Source organism: Caballeronia sp. LZ033 (assembly GCF_031451265.1).
Taxonomy (GTDB): domain Bacteria; phylum Pseudomonadota; class Gammaproteobacteria; order Burkholderiales; family Burkholderiaceae; genus Caballeronia.
Genome location: NZ_JARUXQ010000001.1, coordinates 1,025,348 through 1,047,779 on the forward strand (window position 1 = coordinate 1,025,348; position 22,432 = coordinate 1,047,779).

Genomic DNA, 22,432 nt, shown 5'->3' on the forward strand with positions numbered 1-22,432 from the left:
TCTTGGATCTTACCGCTCTCCTCGATGAGGATGAGGTAACTGAGTATGAAAGTCTCGACATCGCAGTTCATATGCTTTTTCTTGCGAGTTCACATGCTTGTGAAATTACCCGAAAAATTGCCATAGCTGCTAGAGATGCAGGCTTCGACGGCGTTATCTATCCTTCCTATTACAGCCTGCTGCGTACTGGCGGTCTTCCCTTTGAAACTGTATATGGCATGTCGCGCCGCCTGATTCGCCCTCAGGCAGATGCATACGTAGAGTCCTATACCATACCCAATTTTGCCCTTTTTGGTCGACAAATCGAACAGGGTACGATCGCTCTAAAATGCATCAATCGCTTTGTCTTGACGCATATCGGTTATCAAGGGCTCTTCGGACCAGTGGTCTACTGGTCATGCACCGCGCTTGGCTTAGCCGTTGTGCAATCGGAACCGAATGCTTTTGTTAGCAAGCTGGGCGCCTTCGGAATAGGCCCCATCAGAGTTCATTTTTTTAACCCTCTGATGGAGTTGAGTTATTGTGGGAGTGACTTGTTCGATCGCTCCTGATATCGGCACGCTCATAGGTAATTTGTCAACCCTGATAACGAGTTTGCGAGCCCTTACGGCGGGACAAGATTGCAGAGTCCTACATCAACACAATGTCATACTGTTCCTGCGACAAATTACTTTCCACCTGCAACGACACGGGCTTGCCAATAAAATCCATCAGCATCGCCAGATGCTGCGATTCTTCCTCGAGAAACAGGTCGATGACCTGCTGCGACGCAACCACCCGAAACTCACGCGGATTGAACTGCCGCGACTCGCGCATGATCTCGCGCAGCACGTCGTAACACACCGTGCGCGGCGTCTTGACCTGTCCCTTGCCCTGACACACCGGACACGGCTCGCACAGCACATGCGCAAGCGATTCCCGCGTACGCTTGCGCGTCATTTCCACCAGACCGAGCTGCGAGAACCCATTGACCGTCACCCGCGTGCGATCGCGCGACAACGCTTTCTTCAGCTCGCCCAGCACCTGATCCCGATGCTCGACATTCTCCATGTCGATGAAGTCGATGATGATGATCCCGCCGAGATTTCTCAACCGCAGCTGCCGCGCGATCGTATGCGCGGCTTCGAGATTGGTCTTGAAAATGGTGTCGTCGAAATTGCGCGCGCCGACGTAACCGCCCGTGTTGACGTCGATGGTCGTCATCGCCTCGGTCTGATCGATCATCAGATAGCCGCCCGACTTCAGGTCCACGCGCCGCGACAACGCGCGCTGGATCTCCGCCTCGATGTTGTACAGATCGAAGAGCGGCCGCTCGCCGGTGTAGTGATGCAGACGCGACGCCACCGCCGGCGTGAACTCGGCCGCGAAGTCCGCGAGCATCTGATAGGTTTCGCGTGAATCGACCTGGATGCGCGTGGTTTCGTCGTTGACGAAATCGCGCAGCACGCGCTGGGACAGATTCAGATCCTGATACAACAGCGTGGTCGGCGGCACGCGCTGCGCCTGCGCGACGATGGTCGCCCAGGTCTTGCGCAGATAGGCAACGTCGGCGGCCAGTTCCTCGCTTGTCGCATCTTCGGCGATGGTGCGCACGATATAGCCGCCTTTCTCGTCTGCGGGCAATACGGCCGTGAGGCGCGCGCGCACGGCTTCGCGTTCCGCTTCGCTCTCGATTTTCTGCGAGATGCCGATATGCGGCTCCTGCGGCAGATAAACCAGCGTGCGCCCCGCGATGCTCACCTGCGTGGAGAGTCGCGCGCCCTTGGTGCCGATCGGGTCCTTCACGACCTGCACCATCAGCGACTGGCCTTCGAAGACGATCTTCTCGATCGGTACATGCGGCGTGGACGCATGCGATTCGCCCGCGATGCGCGGATGCCAGATATCGGCGACATGAAGAAACGCGGCGCGTTCGAGACCGATGTCGATGAACGCCGACTGCATGCCCGGCAGCACGCGCACGACGCGTCCCAGATAGACGTTGCCGACGCGCCCGCGCGACAGCGTGCGCTCGACGTGAAGTTCCTGAACCGCACCTTGCTGAACCAGTGCGACGCGGCATTCCTGCGGTGTGACGTTGATCAGGATTTCTTCGTTCATGGCCTGTTTAGAATTCGACGCGCGCCACGCGCAAGAGTGCTGCGGTTTCGAAAAGGGGCAGACCCATGATACCCGAATAGGACCCGTCGATTCGCTCGATGAACTCCGCCGCGCGGCCCTGGATGCCGTAGGCGCCGGCCTTGCCGAGCGGCTCGCCGGTGGCGGCGTAGCGCTGCAGCGCAGCACGGTCGGCGGCGGCGAACCGCACCGTCGAGCGCGACAGCGCAGGCGGGAGCAGCGTGCCGTGCGCATCGACGACCGCAAGCGCCGTCAGCACTTCATGCTCGCGGCCGGCAAGCCGTTCGAGCATCGCCACGGCGTCTTCCTCGTGCAGCGGCTTGCCGAGAATCAGACCGTCGATGGTCACCGTCGTATCGGCGACCAGGATCGGCGCTTCATGATGACCGCCCGCGAGCAGGCGTGCACGGGCCGCCTGCGCCTTCAGCGTACACACGCGCACGACATAGGCGGCGGCGTCTTCGCCGGGCAGCTCGGCTTCGAGCGCTTCGGCGTCTTCATCGGGGCGGGGCATCAGCAATTCGCAGCGCACGCCGAGCTGTGCGAGCAGCTCCTTGCGGCGCGGGCTTTGGGAGGCGAGATACAGGAAGGGATAAGTGGTGGGCATCGTCGATGGGATCAGGAAAGCGCACGCGAGCTTGCGCGGCCTTCGAGATTCAACCGCCGGTCCGCCTCACGCGCGATGATAAGGATGATTCTGTGTGATGCTCCACGCGCGGTAAAGCTGTTCGGCGAGCAGCACGCGCACCATGCCGTGTGGCAGGGTCAGACTCGACACGCGCAGCAGCAGTTCGGCGCGCGACTTCACGGCGGGATCGAGCCCGTCCGCGCCGCCGATCACGAATGCGACATCGCGGCCTTCCTGCTGCCAGCCGGGCAGGGCGTTCGCCAGTTGCATCGTGGTCCAGTCGCGGCCGCGTTCGTCCAGCGCGACGATCCGCGCATTCTTCGGCAACGCAGCTTCGATTCGCTGCTTCTCCGCCGCCATCACGCTCTCGGCGTTGCGTCCCGACGAGCGCTGCTCCGGCTTGATTTCCTTCAGCTCGATGCGCAATTCGGGCGGCATGCGCTTCGCATACTCGTCGAAGCCCTTCGTGATCCAGTCGGGCATCTTGTGTCCGACGGCCAGGATGACGAGCTTCATGAAACCGCGCCGATCACGTGACTCACGTGACTCACGCGGCTCAGGAAGCGCGCTTGCGGGCGACGCGCTTGACGGCCGGCTTCGCGTCTTCTTCGTCCTCGTCTTCGTCGTCGGCCGTGACGTTCGCGCCGCCGAACATGTTCGGTTTCTGGAGCTTCACGCGCACCGGCTTGTCGCCCCAGACTTCCTCGAGGTTGTAGTACTGGCGCAGCGCCGGTTGCAGGATGTGCACGACCGCGTCGCCGCAGTCCACCAGCACCCATTCGCCGACCTCTTCGCCTTCCGTGCTGACGATGTCGCCGCCCGCTTCCTTGACCTTCTCGCGCACGCTGTTGGCAAGCGCCTTGGTCTGCCGGTTCGACGTGCCGCTTGCCACGACCACGCGGTCGAACAGCGAAGTCAGGTGGGTGGTGTTGAAGACCTTGATGTCCTGCGCCTTGACGTCTTCCAGACCGTCGATGATCGCGCGTTGCAGCTTCTGAATTTCCATGATTGGGGTGTCTTTACCGTGTCCGGTACAGGTGATGTTGAACAATATAGTCCCATACTGACTCAGGGACTTCGGCGCGGGCGCGGTCATGCTGTTCCGCTGACGGGTCCGGCGCCTGTGTGTCGCGCATCGTGCGGGCTGCTTCGCGGATGGCCGTGGCGGACACGTCGAGCAGCAGACTTTCGTCGATGAGCATGTGACCGTGCGTGCTCGCCTGCAATGTCTCGGGCGAGGCACGGCGCAGTTCGAGCTCCGCGGCGACTTCGGCGGGCAGGGTGGCCACGTCGAAGCCGGCGCGCGTTTCCACGCACACGTGCGCATGCTCGAACAACTCACGCCACCGATGCCACGAGTTCAGCTTGACCAGCTGATCCGCGCCCATCAGCAGCGAGATCGACGCATCGGGACCTTCGCGTTCGCGCCAGCGCGCCAGGGTATCGACGGTATAGGTGTCGCCCTGGCGATCGATCTCGTCGGTCGCGACGGTCACGGTCGCGCCGGGTATCGAAAGCGAACGGGCCGCCGCGCGCGTCATGGCGAGTCTGTGCTCAGGCGCCGACACGCCTTCCTTCTGCCACGGCTGACCCGCCGGCAACAGCACAAGTTCGGTCAGCCGCAGCACCTCGGCGAAGCGCCGTGCCAGCGCCAGATGCCCGTTGTGGATGGGATCGAAGGTGCCGCCGAGCAGTCCGATACGCTTCGCGCACGGCGTGCCACGGCTCATGGCCGGGGTTAAAGCCATTCTCGCCGCACCAGAAAATCTTCCACTAGCTTGGCCTCCGGCGTGCCCGGTTCCGCGTTCCAGTCGTAACGCCAGTGCGCGGCAGGCGGCATCGACAGCAGGATCGACTCGGTGCGGCCGCCGCTCTGCAGACCGAAGTGCGTGCCGCGATCGAACACGAGATTGAATTCGACATAGCGGCCGCGCCGGTACGCCTGGAACTCGCGCTCGCGGTCGCTGTAGGGCGTGTCGCGGCGGCGCTCGATGATCGGCAGGTAGGCGTTCAGGAACGCGTCGCCGACGCTGCGCATCATCGCGAAGGACGCGTCGAAACCGGGCTCGGAGAAGTCGTCGAAGAAGATCCCGCCGATGCCGCGCTGTTCGTTGCGATGCTTCAGGTAGAAGTACTCGTCGCACCAGGTCTTGAAGCGCGGATACAACTGCGTGCCGAACGGATCGAGCGCGTTGCGACAGGTCTGGTGAAAATGCCGCGCGTCGTCCTCGTAGCCGTACACGGGCGTCAGATCCATGCCGCCGCCGAACCAGAAGATGGGCGCAACGCCCGCCTTCAGCGCCGTCAGCATGCGCACGTTCATGTGCACGGTCGGGCAGTGCGGATTGCGCGGATGCATGACCAGCGAGACGCCCAGCGCCTCGAAACCGCGGCCGGCCAGTTGCGGGCGCGCGGCGCTCGCGGAGGGCGGCAGCGCGTCGCCTTGCACGTCCGAGAAACCGATGCCGCCGCGCTCGAAGAATCCGCCGCCTTCCAGGATGCGGGTCACGCCGCCGCCGCGCAGATGCGCGCCGGGTTCGCGGGTCCAGGCATCGGTGCCGAAGGGCGTGCCGTCGAACGCGCCGAGCGCGTCGGCGATGCGCGTCTGCAAGCCCGTCAGGTAGGCGCGCACGGCCGCGATGTCGCAGGCTGTGCCGGATTCGCCGTGGGTCTGTGCGGTGCGGTTCGTTTCACTCATCGATTGCTGGACTACGCCGCTTCGGCGGCCATGAAAGGACGGGGCTCAGCCTCCGTCGCGCAACTCTCAAAAGCACGCTGCCGGACGCGAGGTCCGGCAGCGTGCGTACTCGTGCGGCACAGGCCGCGCAGGCCCGTATCAGCCGTGCTTTTCCGGCTTGTCGTGCTTGCGGTTCAGCGCGCGATAGCCGATGTCCCGACGGTACTGCATGCCGTCGAAGGAGATCTGGTTGACTGTATCGTAGACCACGGATTGCGCGCCGCGCACGGAATCCGCCAGTCCGACCACGCACAGCACGCGTCCGCCGGAGGTGGTCAGCTTGCCGTCGGCGAGCGTCGTGCCCGCATGGAAAGTCACGGATTGCTCGCTTTCCGCCGGAATGCCGTTGATCCGATCGCCCTTGCGCGGCGTCTCCGGATAGTTGTGCGCCGCCAGCACCACGCCCAGCGCCGTGCGCCGGTCCCAGTCGAGTTCCACGGCGTCGAGCTTGCCGTCGATCGCCATTTCCACGACCTTCGAGAAGTCGCCCTTGAGACGCGCCATGATCGGCTGGGTCTCGGGGTCGCCCATGCGGCAGTTGAATTCGAGCGTCTTCGGGTTGCCGTTGGCGTCGATCATCAGGCCCGCGTACAGGAAGCCCGTGAAGCGGATGCCTTCGCTTTCCATGCCGCGCACCGTCGGCTGGATGATCTCGCGCATCACGCGCGCATGCAGCTGCGGCGTGACGATCGGCGCGGGCGAATAGGCGCCCATGCCGCCCGTGTTGGGGCCGCGGTCGCCGTCGAGCAGGCGCTTGTGGTCCTGGCTGGAGGCGAGCGGCAGCACGTGCTTGCCGTCCACCATCACGATGAAGCTGGCTTCCTCGCCCGCCAGGAATTCCTCGATCACGACGCGCGCGCCGGCATCGCCCAGCTTGTTGTCGGCGAGCATGGAATCGACGGCGCCGTGCGCTTCTTCCAGCGTCATCGCCACCACGACGCCCTTGCCGGCGGCGAGGCCGTCGGCCTTGATGACGATCGGCGCGCCTTTCGTATCGATGTAGGCGTGGGCCGCGGCGGCGTCGGAGAAGGTTTCGTACTCGGCGGTGGGGATGCTGTGGCGCTTCATGAACGCCTTGGCGAAATCCTTCGAGCTTTCGAGCTGCGCGGCTTCCTTGCTCGGCCCGAAGATCTTCAGCCCGCGCGAGCGGAACAGGTTGACGATGCCCGCGGCCAGCGGCTGCTCCGGGCCGACGAGCGTGAACGCGACATGTTCGCGCTCGACGAAATCGGCGAGTTCCGCCGGGTCCGTGATGTCGATGTTGCGCAGACGCTCGTCCTGCGCGGTGCCGCCGTTGCCCGGCGCCACATAGACGATCTGCACGCGCGGCGATTGCGCAAGCTTCCAAGCGAGTGCATGTTCGCGACCGCCGGAACCGACGACGAGTAACTTCATGTGAATCCCCGAAATCCTGACTAAAAGCGTAAAAACGAGCGATGAAGCAGCTTGAGAACAAGGCGGCGGGCGCATCGGTCCCGGACTGCACGGAGGGTCGCGCGCGGGCGTTCATCCCGTGCAGAAGGCGGTTCGCGCGGACCACGGCAGCGTCACGCGCCTTTCTCGGGGCGATGCCGCGCCGCATGCTTCCGGCGGCGCTGCTCCGGCCATCATGCCGAAGCGAAAGACGTTCCATGCACGGGCAAGGGCGCATTCACCTTGCCCCGCAGCGATCCGAAGCTCAGTCCTCGTTGATCGCCGCGTTGGTATGGACTTCCTGCACGTCGTCGAGATTTTCGAGCGCGTCGAGCAGTTTCTGCATTTTCACCGCGTCGTCGCCGCTGAATTCGACTTCGGTCTGCGGTTTCATCGTCACTTCGGCGAGTTCCGCCTTGAAGCCGGCGGCTTCGAGCGCGTCCTTCACCTTCTGGAAATCGTTCGGCGGGCAGATGACCTCGATGCTGCCGTCTTCGTTCGTGACCACGTCGTCGGCGCCGGCTTCGAGCGCGGCGTCCATCAGCGTGTCTTCCGGCGTGCCGGGCGCGAACAGGAACTGGCCGACGTGATCGAACATGAACGACACCGAGCCGTCCGTGCCCATGTTGCCGCCGAACTTCGAGAACGCATGGCGCACTTCCGCGACGGTGCGCGTGCGGTTGTCCGTCATCGTGTCGACGATGATCGCCGCGCCGCCGATGCCATAGCCTTCGTAACGGATTTCTTCGTAGTTGGCGCCGTCCACGCCGCCGACGCCGCGCTGGATGGCGCGGTTGATGTTGTCCTTCGGCATGTTGGCGTCGTAGGCCTTGTCGATGGCCAGACGCAGGCGCGGGTTCGAATCGACCTCGCCGCCGCCCATGCGCGCCGCAACCTGGATTTCCTTGATGAGGCGTGTCCAGACCTTGCCTTTCTTTGCATCGGCCGCGGCTTTCTTATGCTTGATGTTGGCCCATTTCGAATGACCCGCCATTACCTTTCTCCATCGCGCGCGGGCTTGGCTCCGGCGCCTAGTGTGCTGTCGTGCTGAATGTGTGGTTCCGTGCCGTTGGCCGGTGCGGTCCGGCGTGGGCGTGTGACGGAATGGCGCGTGGACCGCCGAGGCGTTGTCCGGTGCTGCCGACCCGATCGGGAACAGACCGAAATTTTAGCATGGAGGCACCCGTCCCCAGTACCCATGCGCGCGAACCAAACCGGGAAAGCGGACCGAAACTGCACGAAATCCCGGCGATACGCGATGAAAAAACGCAAATTCGTTCGTATACGCAAACCGCCGCGCAGGGGGCGCGGCGGTTGCAGGATCAGCGCTAGCTGGAGAAAAGCTCAGTTTTTCGTGCCGAACAGGCGATCCCCGGCGTCGCCCAGGCCCGGGACGATGTACGCGTGGTCGTTGAGATGCGAATCGAGCGAGGCGACGTACAGCTTGACGTCCGGATGCGCGTCCTGGAACACTTTCACGCCTTCGGGCGCCGCGACCAGCGCGACGAACACGATGTTCTCGCTCTGCACCTTGCGGCGTTTCATCACGTCGACGGCGTGAACCGCCGAGTAGCCGGTGGCGACCATCGGATCGCACAGGATGAAGACGCGCTCTTCCAGATCCGGCGGCAGGCGCACGAGGTATTCGACCGGGCGGTGGTCGTCCGCGCGATACACGCCGATATGGCCGACCCGCGCCGACGGCACCAGGTCCAGCAAGCCGTCCGACATGCCGATGCCCGCCCGCAGCACGGGCACGATCGCGAGTTTCTTGCCGGCGATCACCGGCGCGTCGATCTCGACGAGCGGCGTGGCCACGCGCTTGGTCGTCAGCGGCAGGTTGCGGGTGATTTCATAGCCCATCAGCAGCGTGATTTCCCGCAGCAGTTCGCGGAAGGTGCGCGTGGACGTGTCCTTGTCGCGCATGTGCGTGAGCTTGTGCTGGATCAGCGGGTGATCGAGGATGAAGAGATTGGGAAAGCGGCTGTCTTGTGTCATGGGTCTCGCGCGTGCTGCGCGTCCTGCTCGTGTGATGGGCTGCCGGGTCACGTCGGGTGCGATACGGCGGGTCCGGCGCGATTTCGAAGCGCTCTGGCGCCGGCGGCGCCTCGCGCGGACAGTGGCGACAGTTTACCGAAAAGGCCGCCCCAGCCTAAGAAGAATCGCGCGCCGTCGAATGCCTGCGCCGAAGCAGCCGCCGACGTTGCCGCCCCGATTCTTCTAGAATTGCGCGATGGATGAACCCGGGCGGCGAGGGCGGGGCGCAATCGGCGTCCGCCCTGCCTGCCGAACGATCACGGAGAACAGCACGATGGACATGGGAATCGCAGGGCGCACGGCGCTCGTGTGCGCGGCAAGCAAGGGACTGGGGCGCGGCTGCGCGGAAGCGCTCGCCGCTGAAGGCGTCAACCTGGTGATCACCGCGCGCACCGCGGAGACGCTCGAAGCGACCGCCGCGCATATCCGCGCGCAATACGGCGTGGACGTGAAGACCGTCGCGGGCGACATCACGACGCCCGCCGGCCACGCCGCCGCGCTCGCCGCCTGCCCCGCGCCGGACATTCTCGTGAACAACGCGGGCGGGCCGCCGCCGGGCGACTTCCGCACCTTCACGCACGAGATGTGGATCAAGGCGCTGGAAGGCAACATGCTGACGCCGATCGAACTGATGAAGGCGACCATCGACGGGATGATCGGGCGCGGCTTCGGGCGCATCGTGAACATCACGAGTTCCTCGGTGAAGGCGCCGATCGACGTGCTCGGTCTCTCGAACGGCGCGCGTTCGGGACTGACCGGTTTCGTCGCCGGGGTGGCGCGCAAGGTCGCCGCGACGGGCGTCACCATCAACAACCTGCTGCCGGGCACGTTCGACACGGACCGCATCGGCGTGACGATGGAAGCGCAGGCCAAGGCGCAGAACGTCTCCATCGACGACATCCGCGCGCGCCGCGCTGAGAGTTTGCCGGCCGGACGCTTCGGCACGCCGGAGGAATTCGGCCGCGCCTGTGCGTTCCTGTGCAGCGTGCATGCGGGCTACATCACCGGACAGAACCTGCTGATCGACGGCGGCGCCTATCCGGGCACTTACTGAAACATCAGAAACATCAGAAACACCATAACGACAACGACAGGAGGATGGAGCACATGAGCACACGCGTCGCGCTGATCGCGCACGACATGAAGAAGGACGACATCGTCACGCTGGCGGGCGAGTTCGCCGCCACGCTCGCGCAATGCAGCCTCGTGGCCACGGGCACGACGGGCGGCCGCATCGCTGCGGCGCACGGGCTCGAGGTCGAGCGCAAACTGTCCGGCCCGCACGGCGGCGATTTGCAGATCGGCGCGGAGCTGGCCGAAGGGCGCGTCGACATGGTGATCTTCCTGCGCGACCCGATGACGCCGCAGCCGCACGAGCCGGACATCAATGCGCTGGTGCGCGCCTGCGACGTGCACAACGTGCCGTGCGCGACCAACATCGCGACGGCGCGCATGCTGCTCGACGACTTGCGCCTGCGCTTCGCGCGGGCGTCCTGAACCCGACACGTGACGGAGGTGAACGAGCGATGACCAAGGCAATCCGATTCGACAAGGCAGGCGGCCCGGAAGTGATGAAGTGGGTTGACGTGGAGGTGGGCGCGCCGGGCAAGGGCGAGATCCGCGTCAGGCATCATGCGGTGGGGCTGAATTTCATCGACGTGTATTTCCGCACCGGCCTGTATCCGATGCCGTTGCCCGGCGGGCTCGGCATGGAAGGCGCGGGCGAGATCACGGCGGTGGGCGAGGGCGTCACGCAGTTCAAGCCGGGCGACCGCGTGGCCTACGCGTCGCGTCCGCCGGGCGCGTATGCCGAAGAGCGCGTGATGGCGGCGGATTATGTCGTCAAGCTGCCGGATGCAATCGGCTATGAAGACGCCGCGTCGATCATGCTGCAAGGACTGACCGCGCAGTATCTGCTGCGCCGGACCTATCGCGTGAAGCCGGGCGATACCGTGCTGATCCACGCGGCGGCGGGCGGTGTCGGCATGATCGCGTGCCAGTGGGCCAAGGCGCTGGGCGCGACCGTGATCGGCACCGTGGGTTCGGACGAGAAGGCCGAACTCGCGAAGGCGCACGGCTGCGACCATCCGATCGTCTACACCCGCGACAACTTCACGCAGCGCGTGCGCGAGATCACCAACGGCGCGGGCGTGCCGGTGGTCTACGACTCGATCGGCAAGGACACGTATATCGCCTCGCTCGACTGCCTCGCGCCGCTGGGCCTGTTCGTGAGCTTCGGCAATTCGTCGGGGCCGTTGCCGCCGATCGATTCGTCCGAGTTCGCCGGACGAGGCTCGCTGTTCTTCACGCGTCCGACGCTCTTCAGCTACATCGCCAAACGCAGCGATCTCGACACCATGGCGGCGGAACTGTTCGAGGTGGTCGCTTCGGGCAAGGTCAAGACCAACGTGCGCCAGCGTTATGCGCTGTCGGAAGCGGGCCGCGCGCACGAAGACCTCGAGGCGCGCCGCACCACCGGTTCGACCATCCTGCTTCCCTGATGCGGAAGCGGGACGGTTCGTGAACACCATGAACGACTGAAACATGAACGAGCCGTCCCCGACCGTCGTCCTCATAGAAGACGACAAACAGATCCGCCGCTTCGTGCGCGTCTCGCTGGAGGCGCAGGGCATGAGCGTGCACGAAGCGCTCAGCGGGCAGCAGGGGCTCGTCGAGGCGGCGACGCGCAAGCCCGACCTCGTGATCGTCGATCTCGGCCTGCCGGATGTCGACGGCATCGACGTGATCCGCGAACTGCGCGGCTGGAGCGGGCTGCCGATCATCGTGCTGTCGGCGCGCACGCAGGAAGAGCAGAAGGTCGCCGCGCTCGATGCCGGCGCCGACGATTACCTCACCAAACCCTTCGGCGTCTCCGAACTGCTCGCGCGGATCCGTGCCCATCTGCGGCGGCGCAATCAGGCGCCGGCCAGCGAAACGCCTGCCGTCAGCTTCGGCGACGTGAGCGTCGATCTCGCCATGCGGCGCGTGACCCGCAACGGCGAGAGCGTGCATCTGACGCCGCTCGAATACCGCCTGCTCGCGGCGCTGGTGCGGCATGCGGGCCGCGTGCTGACGCATCGGCAGTTGCTGCTCGACGTGTGGGGACCGTCGCATGTCGAGAGCCCGCACTACCTGCGCATCTACATGGCGCATCTGCGTCAGAAGCTCGAACGCGATCCGGCGCAGCCCGAGCACATCGTGACTGAAACGGGCGTCGGCTACCGGCTCGTGGGCGTGCAGTAACGCGGTCCTGACCCGCTCCTTATTCCCAGCCGCAGGTGATGCAGGGTTAGCGCATGCGGCGGGTGCGCGGCGTCTACACTCGGCCAGCAGTCCCTTGAGCGCTGTCGGCCCTGTTGCACAACCTGCCTGACGATCCGAAGCGCTCCCTCGCGTTGCCTGGGAGAAAGTGATGGGCGTTTCCCGTGTCAGCGGCGCCAGCCCGGGCGCCGGGTCGTTTGCGGCTGCCGAACCGGATGCGTCGCCGCGCGCAGGGACGTCGGACGCGCAAGGCGCAGCGCCGGAGCCGCGCGACAGTCCTCAGAACGCGGCCGATTCAGCCGATGCGCGCGAGCCTGCGGATGCCGGTTCGTCTGCGTTGGCCAATGAAGCGGGAACGCCGGCGGACGAATCGAAAGAAACGAACGACGCGAACGAAGCGAACGAAGCGAACGAAGCGAACAAGACCGATCGGCCGGTTCAGTCGACCGCGTCCCAGCTCCAGGCAAGCCGGCGCGAGGACGACGTCGTGCCGGCGGCCACGCCGCCGCTGCCACGCGCCGACGTCCAGGCCGGCTCCCTGCCTTCCAGCGCCGCCGCAACCGAAGATGCGCACTCGCGCGTGAAGCGCGGCGCCTGCCAGGGCACGCCCAGCACGGATATTTTTCGCGAGCGGCGCGGCGGCGATCGGTTGCGGGCGAGAGCTGCAGATTGCGTCAAGTTCGATCAGGCCGACTATCGCAAAAAGTGCGGTTATCCGGAGACGGGCGCGTGCGACGGCATCGTCCTCGAAGCGATGCGACGCGTGGACCGAAGTGCGGAACGGCCCGATCGGACTTTGTTCTCGGAAGTGCAGGGCATGCGCCTCGACGCGGACGCCGATTCGAACTCGCCCGCGCACCGGGACTTCTGCGAGCATGTCGACAACTTCCAGACCAACGCGTACAGGCTCGGTTTCAGCCACTACACGCCGCTCGTGCCCAACAATCTCAGAGCGCGGTATGCGGCGCCCTCCGACCGGCTGCGCGCCATGCGCGACGACTTCGCGCTGTTGCAGCCCGCCGACATGGCGTACCTTCAAATCGGCATGGAGGCGTTCGGCACCCTGCAGGAACGGGGGCATGCGCTGCTCGTGCAACGCGGTGAAAGCGACAGCTGGACCATCTTCGACCCCAACAACGGCGCCTTCCGCTACGGCAGCCGGATCGAAATGCAGCGTTCGCTCGAAGGTTATCTCGATGTCGCGTTTTCCGGCACCGAATGGCGGGCCTCGCCGGTGCAGATGCAGGTCTATTCGCGGCATGGACTGGACGGATCGGCACCCGCGCCCGTGCTCGCATCCCGTCCGGGCACCCCGGGCTCCAATCCGCCGGAGTCGGACTACGACTACCAGCTGTACGCGGACACCGCGCTCCGGCCCTATCCGCTGACGCCCGCCGCGATCTTCGAGGGCGCGCGCCAGCCGCTTGCGGGCGTCGACCGCAACGAGGCGCTGGCGAGCTACGCGTTGCGGATGGTCGGCGATTACGGGATGCCGGATTTTCGCGACGCCCTCGAGCCGCTCGACCCGCGCGCGCTCGATCAGGCGCGCCGCCTGCAACTGCTCGACACCCTGCGCCGCCAGCACGGCAGCACGCCGATGGCTTCGTCCGTCGACGTGGCGCGCTTCATCCGGCATGCCGGCGACAGCGCAATCGGCAGCGCGGACCAGTTGATCAACGATCTCGCAACGCAGTTCGGTTCGAGCTACTTCGCCGACAGCGCCACGCGCGGTTCACGCAACACCATGGTCGTGATCGATCTCGCGCGCCAGACGCCGCCCGCGGACGGATCGGCCAGCGGTTTCGCCCGGAGCGATCCGCTCCTGATCCGGAGGATCACGCCGGGCAACGATTACCGCACCGACCGTTACGAGCTGCTTGCACCGGACTACGGCGTCTTTGATTACGCGGACTTCGAACACATGAGTTCGGCCGTGCGGCGCGCGTTTCTTTCCGGCCGTCATACGGAGGGCGGCGTGCGGGGCGCCGCGACGACCTGGTATGCGGAGAACGCCGGCGACACGCCGGCAGGCCAGGCCGCACTGTCCAATCCGCACGACACGCTCAATCTCTCCTTTCCGGTCGTGCCGGTGGCGGACTTGCCGCCGCCCGTCGCAACCGCGGTCAATCCGCCTTCCGGCGCCTATCCGCACGCGGATTTCAAGCGCGCAGGGGAGCGCACGCCGCGGAACGCCGAGCCGGATTTCCTGTTCAGGCCGTCGACGCTGACGCCGCTCGAGATGAGCACCGAAGGCGGCTTTCACGTGCTCGCGACGTCGCTCAAGGATGTCAATCTGGTCACGCACGACTTCGATGTCGGCTCCGGCAAACGCGACCTCGACAGCGCCGGTTATCTCGCCACGTTCGCGAATCCGGGCGTCGCGCTCGACCGTCTCAAACGACTCGGGCGCAGCGGCTTCGTCTACGTGATCTCGCCCGGTCCCAACCTCGTGGACGTCAATGCCACGCTGGGCCGCCACGCGAGCGCGCCGGACAATCGCGAGTTCGCCGCGATGGGCACCATCGACTCGACGCAGGTCATCGGATGGTGGGAAACCAAGGATGGCGTCATGTCTGATTTCAAGGACAATCCGGCCTACCGATGGGACGTGTACGGGGCGCAGCGCACCGCCGGCGCGCAGCCGCAACTCGCGCGCTTCCCGATGAACTCGAAGGCGTGGCAGGAGCCGGCGTACCAACCGTTCGTCGTGCCGGTCGTGCGCGACGGCAAGGTGGTTGGTCATGCGCCGAAGGACAACCCCAACTTTCTCCAGGCCAATTTTTATGGCGATGCCCTCCAGCGGCTCGACGACGCCAGCCGCAGACAGGCCGCGCACGAGGAATATCGAGGACCGATGACGTTGCACGCGTACGGCGGCGGCGTGGATCATCCGGCCATCCTCTACGCGGACGCGTCGGACAATGTCTACGTGAACTGGACCTATCGCGCGAGCACCCAGTACCCCGGCAACATCAAGCGGTTCGTGATGGGGTCGGACGGGCGATTCCACTATCCGCGCGACTGGAACAAGACGTTGCGGGTCGGTTCGGATGGCTACGTGTATGTGGGCGCCGTGCCATCGTCACCGAGCCTCAACGGCGTCTTCCGCCATGACAACGGACGCCTGGTGCATGCCGAAGACGGCAAGTACCTGACCGTGGGTCACACCGTCTATGTGCCCTTCGTCACCACGGCGTTCGAAGGAGCCCGCTCGACGTGGAAGCTGACCGGCGAGGGCGGCGTGCCGGTGACGCCGCCCGCCTCGAACCGGAACTCGTACAGCTATGCCCGCGACACTGGAACCAGCGAGGAGCTGTACCGCTTCGATCAGCGTCCGGAATCGCTCTTGCCCCCCGGCACGACGCATTTTGTGACCCACATTCCGACGCTCGGCATCAAGGGCAAGTTTCTCGACTGGATGAATCACCGGCATAGAGATTTGCCCGCCACGATCGACTGGCTGGAACGGAACAATGCGGCTTTCCTCTTCCGGGACGGCTTCTATGCTTTCGGCGTCGGCGACAACATGCTGGAAGTGCGCACGCTCGGCGGCCGCCGCGCTTACTGGATCGTGCGCGATCCGAAGACGGGGAGCATCGCCGAACTGCCGCAAACGCACATCGCGTCCAACTATTCCGTGCGTGCCGACGTCTGGGAAGGCATCGAGGCGCGGGCGCGACTACGCGAGCGGCTCCGTTCGATACTTTCGAATTGAGCGCCGCGCGCGGAACCTTGCCGCCCGCGCGTCATTCCGCTGCGCCCGCCGGACGCGCGCGGCCTTGGCGGCGCGCCCGCCGGGCTTCCGCGCGGATGCGGAAGCGGTCCATGTAGAGATAGACGACCGGCGTGGTGTAGAGGGTGAGCATCTGGCTGACGATCAGCCCGCCGACGATCGCGATGCCGAGCGGCGCGCGCATCTCGGATCCCTCGCCGGTGCCGAAGGCGAGCGGCAGCGCGCCGAGCAGGGCGGCGGCGGTCGTCATCATGATCGGGCGGAAGCGCAGCAGGCACGCCTCGCGGATCGCGTCGCGCGGCGTGGCTGCGCCGTGGCGCGTGGCCTCGATCGCGAAATCGACCATCATGATCGCGTTCTTCTTCACGATGCCGATCAGCAGGATCACCGCAATGAAGGCGATGATGCTGAACTCCGTCTTGAAGAGCAGCAGCGCGAGCAGCGCGCCGATGCCCGCCGAGGGCAGCGTCGAGAGAATCGTGATCGGATGGATATAGCTCTCGTACAGCATGCCGAGCACGATATACACCGCCGCAAGCGCCGTGAGGATCAGGATGGGCAGCGTGCTGACCGACTGCTGGAACGCCTGCGCCGTGCCCTGGAAACTGCCGTGGATTGTCTGCGGCATGCCGATCGCGGCCATGGTCTCGTAGATCGCGGCGGTGGCGTCGGAGAGCGACTTGCCGGGCGGCAGGTTGAACGAGATGGTCGAGGCGACGAACTGGCTCTGGTGATTCACCGACAGCGGCGTGTTGCCCGGCCCGAACTTCGCGATGGCGGACAACGGCACCATGGTTTCCTTCGACGTGGACACCGCCGCGCCCGACGATGAGCCGCTCTTTCCCGTGGCGGCGATCGCATTGGTGGCCGAGTTCTTCACCGCGGCCAGCGCGAGCGCCGCGCTGGTGTCCGTCGCGCTCGTGGAAGCGCCGCCCGCGCCGGTCGAACCGGTGGCCGAGGTCGAAGCCGTGGAGGTGGTGCTGGACGTGGTGGTGGATTGCGTCGAGGACGAACCGCTCGCCGTGCCGCCCGAGGTGCTGATCCAGATCTGCTTGAGCATCTCCGGGTCCTGCCAGTATTTCGGCGCGAGTTCCATGACGACGTGGTACTGCGACAGCGGGTTGTAGATGGTCGAGACCTGGCGCTGGCCGAATGCGTCATACAGCGTGTTGTCGATCTGCGCCGGCTTGATGCCGAGGCGCGCGGCCGTGGAACGGTCGAACGTGACCATCGATTCGAGTCCGCCCTGCTGCTGGTCGGAATTGACGTCGGCGAGTTCGGGGCGCTTCTGCAGCGCGTCGGTGAGAATCGGCCCCCACTTGTAGAGATCGGCGGTCGTGTCCGACAGCAGCGTGAACTGGTATTGCGCGTTGGATTGCCGCCCGCCCACGCGAATGTCCTGCACCGCCTGCAGGAAAGTGCGCGCGCCGGCGACATCGCCGAGCGGCGCACGCAGGCGGTTGATGACCTGATCGGCGGAGACCTTGCGCTCGCTCTTCGGCTTGAGCGAGATGAACATGAAGCCGCTGTTGGTCGAGCGCCCGCCCGTGAAGCCGGCGACGCTGTCCACCGCCGGATCGGCCTCGACGATCTTCATCATCTGCGAGAACTTGCCTTTCATGGCCTGGAACGACGTGCTCTGGTCCGCCTGAATGCCGCCGATGATGCGTCCCGTGTCCTGCTGCGGAAAGAAGCCCTTCGGCACGATCACGTAGAGGAACACGTTCAGGAGCACGGTGGCGAACAGCGTCATCAGGATCAGCCGCGGATGCGCGAGCGACCAGTCCAGCGTGCGCGTATAGCCGCCCTGCAGGCGCTGGAACTGGCGTTCGAGCCATTGCGCGATGCGGCCTTCCTGCCGGCGCTCGCCCGGTTCTTCGAGCAGGCGCGAGCACATCATCGGCGTGACGGTGAGCGACACGACCAGCGACACCGCAATGGCGAGCGACAGTGTCAGCGCGAACTCGCGGAACAGCCGCCCGATGATGCCGCCCATCAGCAGGATGGGCAGGAACACCGCCACCAGCGACACGCTGATCGACACCACCGTGAAGCCGACTTCGCGCGCGCCGATGATCGCGGCCTGCATGCGCGGCACGCCTTTCTCGACATGCCGCGTGATGTTCTCCAGCACAACGATGGCGTCGTCGACGACGAAGCCGGTCGCGATGGTCAGCGCCATCAGCGAGAGGTTGTCGAGCGAGAAGCCCAGCAGGTACATGGCCGCGAACGTGCCGATGATCGAGATCGGCACGGCGACGCTCGGGATCAGCGTCGCGCGCCAGTTGCGCAGGAACAGGAACACGACCATCACGACCAGCGCCACCGCGATCACGAGGGTCGCTTCGGTATCGTGCAGCGACGCCCGGATGGTGGTCGAGCGGTCGGCGGTCGGCGTGATCTGCACGTCGGCGGGCAGCGCGGCCTGCAATTGCGGGAGCATCGCCTTGACGCGGTCGATGGTCTCGATGATGTTCGCGCCTGGCTGGCGGTAGAGAATCACCAGCACCGCGCGCTTGTTGTTGATGAGACCGAGATTGCGCAGGTCTTCCACGGAATCGACCACTTCGCCGACGTCCGAGAGCTTCACCGCCGAACCGTTGCGGTACGCGATCACCAGGTCCTTGTACTGCGCGGCCTTGCTCGCCTGGTCGTTGGTGTAGAGCTGGATGTGCGTGCCCTTGAACTCGATCGCGCCTTTCGGGCTGTTCGCGTTCGCCGAGGCCAGCGCGGCGCGCACGTCTTCGAGTCCAATGCCGTAGTGGAACAGCGCGCCCGGCTCCAGTTCGACCCGCACCGCCGGATTCGCCGAGCCGCTCACGTCCACTTCGCCGACGCCCGGCACCGTGGACAAGGTCTGTTGCAGCACCGTCGCGGCGGAGTCGTAGAGCGCGCCCGGCGTGCGCGTGGGCGAGGACAGCGCGAGCACCAGAATGGGCGCGTCGGCCGGGTTCACCTTGTGGTAGGTCGGGTTGCTGCGCAACGCCGTGGGCAGGTCGGCCCGTGCTGCGTTGATGGCGGCCTGCACGTCGCGCGCGGCGCCGTCGATGTCGCGGTTCAGACCGAACTGGAGCGTGATGCGCGTCGTGCCGACCGAGCTCATCGAGGTCATTTCGCTGACGTCGGCGATGGTGCCGAGATGCCGTTCGAGCGGACTGGCCACGCTGGTCGCGACCGTCTCCGGGCTCGCGCCGGGCAGCGACGCCTGCACCGAGATGGTCGGGAAATCGACCTGCGGCAGCGGCGCGACCGGCAGCCGCACGAACGCGAACATGCCCGCGAGCGCAATGCCGATCGCGAGCAGCGTGGTCGCGACCGGCCGGTCGATGAAGATGCGCGACAGGTTCATGACTCAGCGTCCCTCACCGGCGGCGGGCGTGCGCGGCCCGTTCGTCGTGCCGCGATGAAAGCGCGCGCGCAGCTTGCGGGCGAGCGAATCGAAGCCGAGATAGATGACCGGCGTCGTGAACAGCGTCAGCAACTGCGACACGATCAGGCCGCCCACAATCGCGATGCCGAGCGGATGGCGCAGCTCCGAGCCCGCGCCCCAGCCGAGCATCAGCGGCAGCGCGCCGAGCAGCGCGGCCATGGTGGTCATGAGAATCGGCCGGAAGCGCAGCAGGCAGGCCTGGAAGATGGCTTCACGCGGCGGCTTGCCTTCCTCGCGCTCGGCTTCGAGCGCGAAGTCGATCATCATGATCGCGTTCTTCTTCACGATGCCGATCAGCAGCACGATGCCGATGATGCCGATGATGTCCAGGTCGTGCCCGGTGATCATCAGCGAGAGCAGCGCGCCGACGCCCGCCGAGGGCAGCGTCGAGAGAATGGTGATCGGATGGATGAAGCTCTCGTACAGCACGCCGAGCACGATATACATCGTGACGATGGCCGCGAGGATCAGGAACAGCTCGTTCGACAGCGACGCCTGGAACGCGAGCGCCGCGCCCTGGAAGCGGATCTGGAACGAGGCGGGCAGGCCGATGTCCTGCTTCGCCTGCTCGATGGCCTTCACGGCTTCGCCGAGCGACGCGCCCTTGGCGAGATTGAAGGACACGGTCGTGGCCGGGAACTGGCCCAGGTGCGTGACGAGCAGCGGCGCCGCGCGTTCGTGGAACTTGGCGATGGCCGAGAGCGGGACCTGTCCGTTGGTCGCGGTGGAGGAGGGCAGGTAAATGCCGTTGAGCGTGTCGCTGTAGTGGGCGTCGCTGGGCTCGGCCTCCAGGATCACGCGGTACTGGTTCGACTGCGTGAAGATGGTCGAGATGATGCGCTGGCCAAAGGCGTCGTACAGCGCGTTGTCGACGGTGGCCGGCGTGATGCCGAAGCGCGCGGCCGTCGCGCGGTCGATCTCGATATACACCGACTGGCCGTTCTGCTGCAGGTCGGTCGCGACATCGGTGAGCACCGAGGTGCCTTGCAGGCGCGCGACGAGCTTCGGCACCCATTCCGCGAACTCGGACGGATTCGGGTCGGTCAGCATGAACTGGTATTGCGTCGGACTGACGGTGGAGTCGATCGTCAGGTCCTGCACCGGCTGCATGTACAGCTTGATGCCCGGAATGTCCGCCACTTCGCCCTGAATGGTGCGGATCACGTCGCTCGACGTGTCGCTGCGGTCGTCGCGCGGCTTCAGGTTGATGAGCATGCGGCCGCTGTTCAGTGTGATGTTGGTGCCGTCCACGCCGATGAACGACGTCAGGCTTTCCACGTCCGGGTTCTGCAGGATCTTCTTCGCGAGCGCCTGCTGCTGGTCCGCCACGGCCTGGTAGGACGCGGCCTGCGGCGCCTGCGTGATGGCCTGGATCACGCCGGTGTCCTGCACCGGGAAGAAGCCTTTCGGAATGTAGATGTAGAGCACCGCCGTGAAGACCAGCGTCAGCACGAAGACGAACAAGGTGGCGTGCTGGCGGGCCAGCACCCAGTTCAGCGCCACGGCATAGCGCCCGATCACGTAGTCGATGAACCGGTGCGCGCGCGCCTCAAAGCGCTTGCTGTCCTTCGGCGGCGTGTGGCGCAGCAGCTTGGCGCACATCATCGGCACGAGCGTCAGCGACACCACCGCCGAAATCACGATGGTCACCGCGAGCGTGATCGCGAATTCGTGGAACAGGCGGCCCACGACATCGCCCATGAAGAGCAGCGGGATCAGCACGGCGATCAGCGAGACCGTCAGCGAGATGATGGTGAAGCCGATCTGCTTGCTGCCCTTGAGCGCGGCTTCGAGCGGCGATTCGCCTTCTTCCACGTAGCGCGCAATGTTCTCGATCATCACGATGGCGTCATCCACGACGAAGCCCGTCGCGATGGTCAGCGCCATCAGCGAGAGGTTGTCCAGCGAGAAGCCGCACAGGTACATGACCGCGAGCGTGCCGACCAGCGAGAGCGGCACCGAAAGGCTCGGGATGATGGTCGCGTAGACGTTGGCGAGGAACAGGTAGATGACCAGCACGACCAGCACGACCGAGAGCAGGAGCTCGAACTGCACGTCGCGCACGGACGCGCGGATGGTCGTCGTGCGGTCGGTGACCACGCGCACGTCGAGCGCCGCGGGCAGCGACTGCTGCAACTGCGGCAGGATCTGCTTGATGCTGTCCACCACCGCGATCACGTTCGCGCCTGGCTGGCGCTGCACGTTCAGGATGATCGCGGGCGTCGAATCGACCCACGCGCCGAGCTTGGTGTTCTCCGCGCCCTGCACGATGCTCGCGACGTCGGTGAGCATCACCGGGCGGCCGTTGCGGTAGGCGATCACCGCGCTCTTGTAGGCGTCGGCGTCGGTGAGCTGGTCGTTGGCGTTGATGGTGTAGGCGCGCGTCGGACCGTCGAAGTTGCCCTTCGGCGTGTTGACGTTGAGATTGGCGATGGTCGTGCGCAGGTCGTCGATATTGAGGCCATACGACGCCAGCGCGCGCGTGTTCGCCTGAATGCGCACCGCGGGGCGATTGCCGCCGCTGACCGACACCAGGCCCACGCCCGCCACCTGTGAAATCTTCTGTGCGAGGCGCGTGTCCGCGAGGTCCTGCACCTGCGTCAGCGGCAGGGTTTTCGAGCTGACGGCGAGCGTCATGATGGGCGCGTCGGCGGGATTCACCTTCGCGTAAATCGGCGGTGCGGGCAGGTCCGAGGGCAGCAGGTTGCCCGCCGCGTTGATCGCCGCCTGCACTTCCTGCTCGGCGATGTCGAGCGGCAGGTCCAGGCTGAATTGCAGCGTGATGACCGACGCGCCCGCGGAACTCTGCGACGACATCTGGTTCAGGCTTGCCATCTGGCCGAACTGCTTCTCCAGCGGCGCGGTGACGCTCGACGTCATGACGTCGGGCGAGGCGCCTGGATAAAAGGTCTGCACCTGGATGGTCGGATAGTCGACGGCGGGCAGCGCGGACAGCGGCAGGAAGCGCAGCGCGACCAGTCCGACCAGCATGATTGCCGCCATCAGGAGCGCCGTGCCGACCGGACGCAGAATAAAAAGACGAGATGGGTTCATGCGGTATTCGTGACCTGAAGC

At 65.5% G+C, this 22,432-nt stretch carries 17 protein-coding genes; 6 read left to right on the top strand and 11 right to left on the bottom strand.

Translation table 11 applies throughout. The features are described 5' to 3' along the window. The first annotated feature begins 2 nt into the window (after positions 1–2). Complete coding sequence (locus tag QCE62_RS04620) at positions 3–551, top strand: hypothetical protein (RefSeq protein WP_309914861.1); 549 nt, start codon at positions 3–5, stop codon at positions 549–551. Between the two features lie 79 nt (positions 552–630). Here QCE62_RS04620 and rng read toward each other — a convergent pair whose 3' ends face one another. The 9 genes from rng to upp form a co-directional block, all read right to left on the bottom strand. Next, positions 631–2,100, bottom strand: a complete 1,470-nt coding sequence (rng, locus tag QCE62_RS04625; RefSeq protein WP_309807836.1) for a ribonuclease G — start codon at positions 2,098–2,100, stop codon at positions 631–633. A gap of 7 nt (positions 2,101–2,107) precedes the next feature. Further along, positions 2,108–2,725: a Maf family protein gene (locus QCE62_RS04630; RefSeq protein WP_409017786.1), complete on the bottom strand. Its 618-nt coding sequence runs from the start codon at positions 2,723–2,725 to the stop codon at positions 2,108–2,110. Positions 2,726–2,791: 66 nt separating this feature from the next. Beyond that, positions 2,792–3,262, bottom strand: coding sequence for a 23S rRNA (pseudouridine(1915)-N(3))-methyltransferase RlmH (gene rlmH / locus QCE62_RS04635; protein ID WP_309914864.1), 471 nt, complete (start codon positions 3,260–3,262; stop codon positions 2,792–2,794). A gap of 40 nt (positions 3,263–3,302) precedes the next feature. Next, a complete protein-coding gene (gene rsfS, locus QCE62_RS04640) occupies positions 3,303–3,752 on the bottom strand; it encodes a ribosome silencing factor (RefSeq protein WP_309807839.1) in 450 nt (149 codons plus the stop codon). Positions 3,753–3,765: 13 nt separating this feature from the next. Further along, complete coding sequence (locus QCE62_RS04645) at positions 3,766–4,494, bottom strand: nicotinate-nucleotide adenylyltransferase (protein ID WP_309914866.1); 729 nt, start codon at positions 4,492–4,494, stop codon at positions 3,766–3,768. Continuing rightward, the gene (gene hemF / locus QCE62_RS04650) at positions 4,485–5,444 is read right to left on the bottom strand and encodes an oxygen-dependent coproporphyrinogen oxidase (RefSeq protein ID WP_309914870.1); all 960 of its coding nucleotides are present in this window, start codon (positions 5,442–5,444) and stop codon (positions 4,485–4,487) included. The genes QCE62_RS04645 and hemF overlap by 10 nt, the downstream gene beginning before the upstream one ends. 138 nt (positions 5,445–5,582) lie before the next feature. Continuing rightward, a complete protein-coding gene (purD, locus tag QCE62_RS04655; RefSeq protein WP_309807842.1) occupies positions 5,583–6,878 on the bottom strand; it encodes a phosphoribosylamine--glycine ligase in 1,296 nt (431 codons plus the stop codon). A gap of 283 nt (positions 6,879–7,161) precedes the next feature. Further along, positions 7,162–7,890, bottom strand: coding sequence for a YebC/PmpR family DNA-binding transcriptional regulator (locus QCE62_RS04660; protein WP_309807843.1), 729 nt, complete (start codon positions 7,888–7,890; stop codon positions 7,162–7,164). A gap of 350 nt (positions 7,891–8,240) precedes the next feature. Next, positions 8,241–8,894 carry a uracil phosphoribosyltransferase gene (upp, locus tag QCE62_RS04665; protein WP_309914871.1) on the bottom strand — a complete coding sequence of 218 codons (654 nt, stop codon included), beginning with the start codon at positions 8,892–8,894 and terminating at the stop codon, positions 8,241–8,243. A 313-nt stretch (positions 8,895–9,207) separates the two neighbouring features. Between upp and QCE62_RS04670 the strand changes: the two genes are divergently transcribed. From QCE62_RS04670 to QCE62_RS04690, 5 genes are all read left to right on the top strand, one after another. Beyond that, entirely contained in the window at positions 9,208–9,987 is a 780-nt protein-coding gene (locus QCE62_RS04670; RefSeq protein ID WP_309914874.1) for an SDR family oxidoreductase, read from the top strand. A gap of 53 nt (positions 9,988–10,040) precedes the next feature. Continuing rightward, positions 10,041–10,430, top strand: a complete 390-nt coding sequence (locus QCE62_RS04675; protein ID WP_309807847.1) for a methylglyoxal synthase — start codon at positions 10,041–10,043, stop codon at positions 10,428–10,430. 29 nt (positions 10,431–10,459) lie between these two features. Beyond that, complete coding sequence (locus QCE62_RS04680) at positions 10,460–11,434, top strand: quinone oxidoreductase (RefSeq protein ID WP_309914878.1); 975 nt, start codon at positions 10,460–10,462, stop codon at positions 11,432–11,434. Positions 11,435–11,477: 43 nt separating this feature from the next. Then, entirely contained in the window at positions 11,478–12,176 is a 699-nt protein-coding gene (gene kdpE / locus QCE62_RS04685; protein ID WP_309914881.1) for a two-component system response regulator KdpE, read from the top strand. Between the two features lie 169 nt (positions 12,177–12,345). After that, positions 12,346–15,909 carry an enterotoxin A family protein gene (locus tag QCE62_RS04690; RefSeq protein ID WP_309914884.1) on the top strand — a complete coding sequence of 1,188 codons (3,564 nt, stop codon included), beginning with the start codon at positions 12,346–12,348 and terminating at the stop codon, positions 15,907–15,909. Positions 15,910–15,940: 31 nt separating this feature from the next. Here QCE62_RS04690 and QCE62_RS04695 read toward each other — a convergent pair whose 3' ends face one another. Together QCE62_RS04695 and QCE62_RS04700 are read right to left on the bottom strand one after the other, a co-directional pair. Next, the gene (locus tag QCE62_RS04695; protein WP_309914887.1) at positions 15,941–19,276 is read right to left on the bottom strand and encodes an efflux RND transporter permease subunit; all 3,336 of its coding nucleotides are present in this window, start codon (positions 19,274–19,276) and stop codon (positions 15,941–15,943) included. Positions 19,277–19,279: 3 nt separating this feature from the next. Next, positions 19,280–22,411, bottom strand: coding sequence for an MdtB/MuxB family multidrug efflux RND transporter permease subunit (locus QCE62_RS04700; RefSeq protein ID WP_309914890.1), 3,132 nt, complete (start codon positions 22,409–22,411; stop codon positions 19,280–19,282). Positions 22,412–22,432 lie beyond the last annotated feature (21 nt).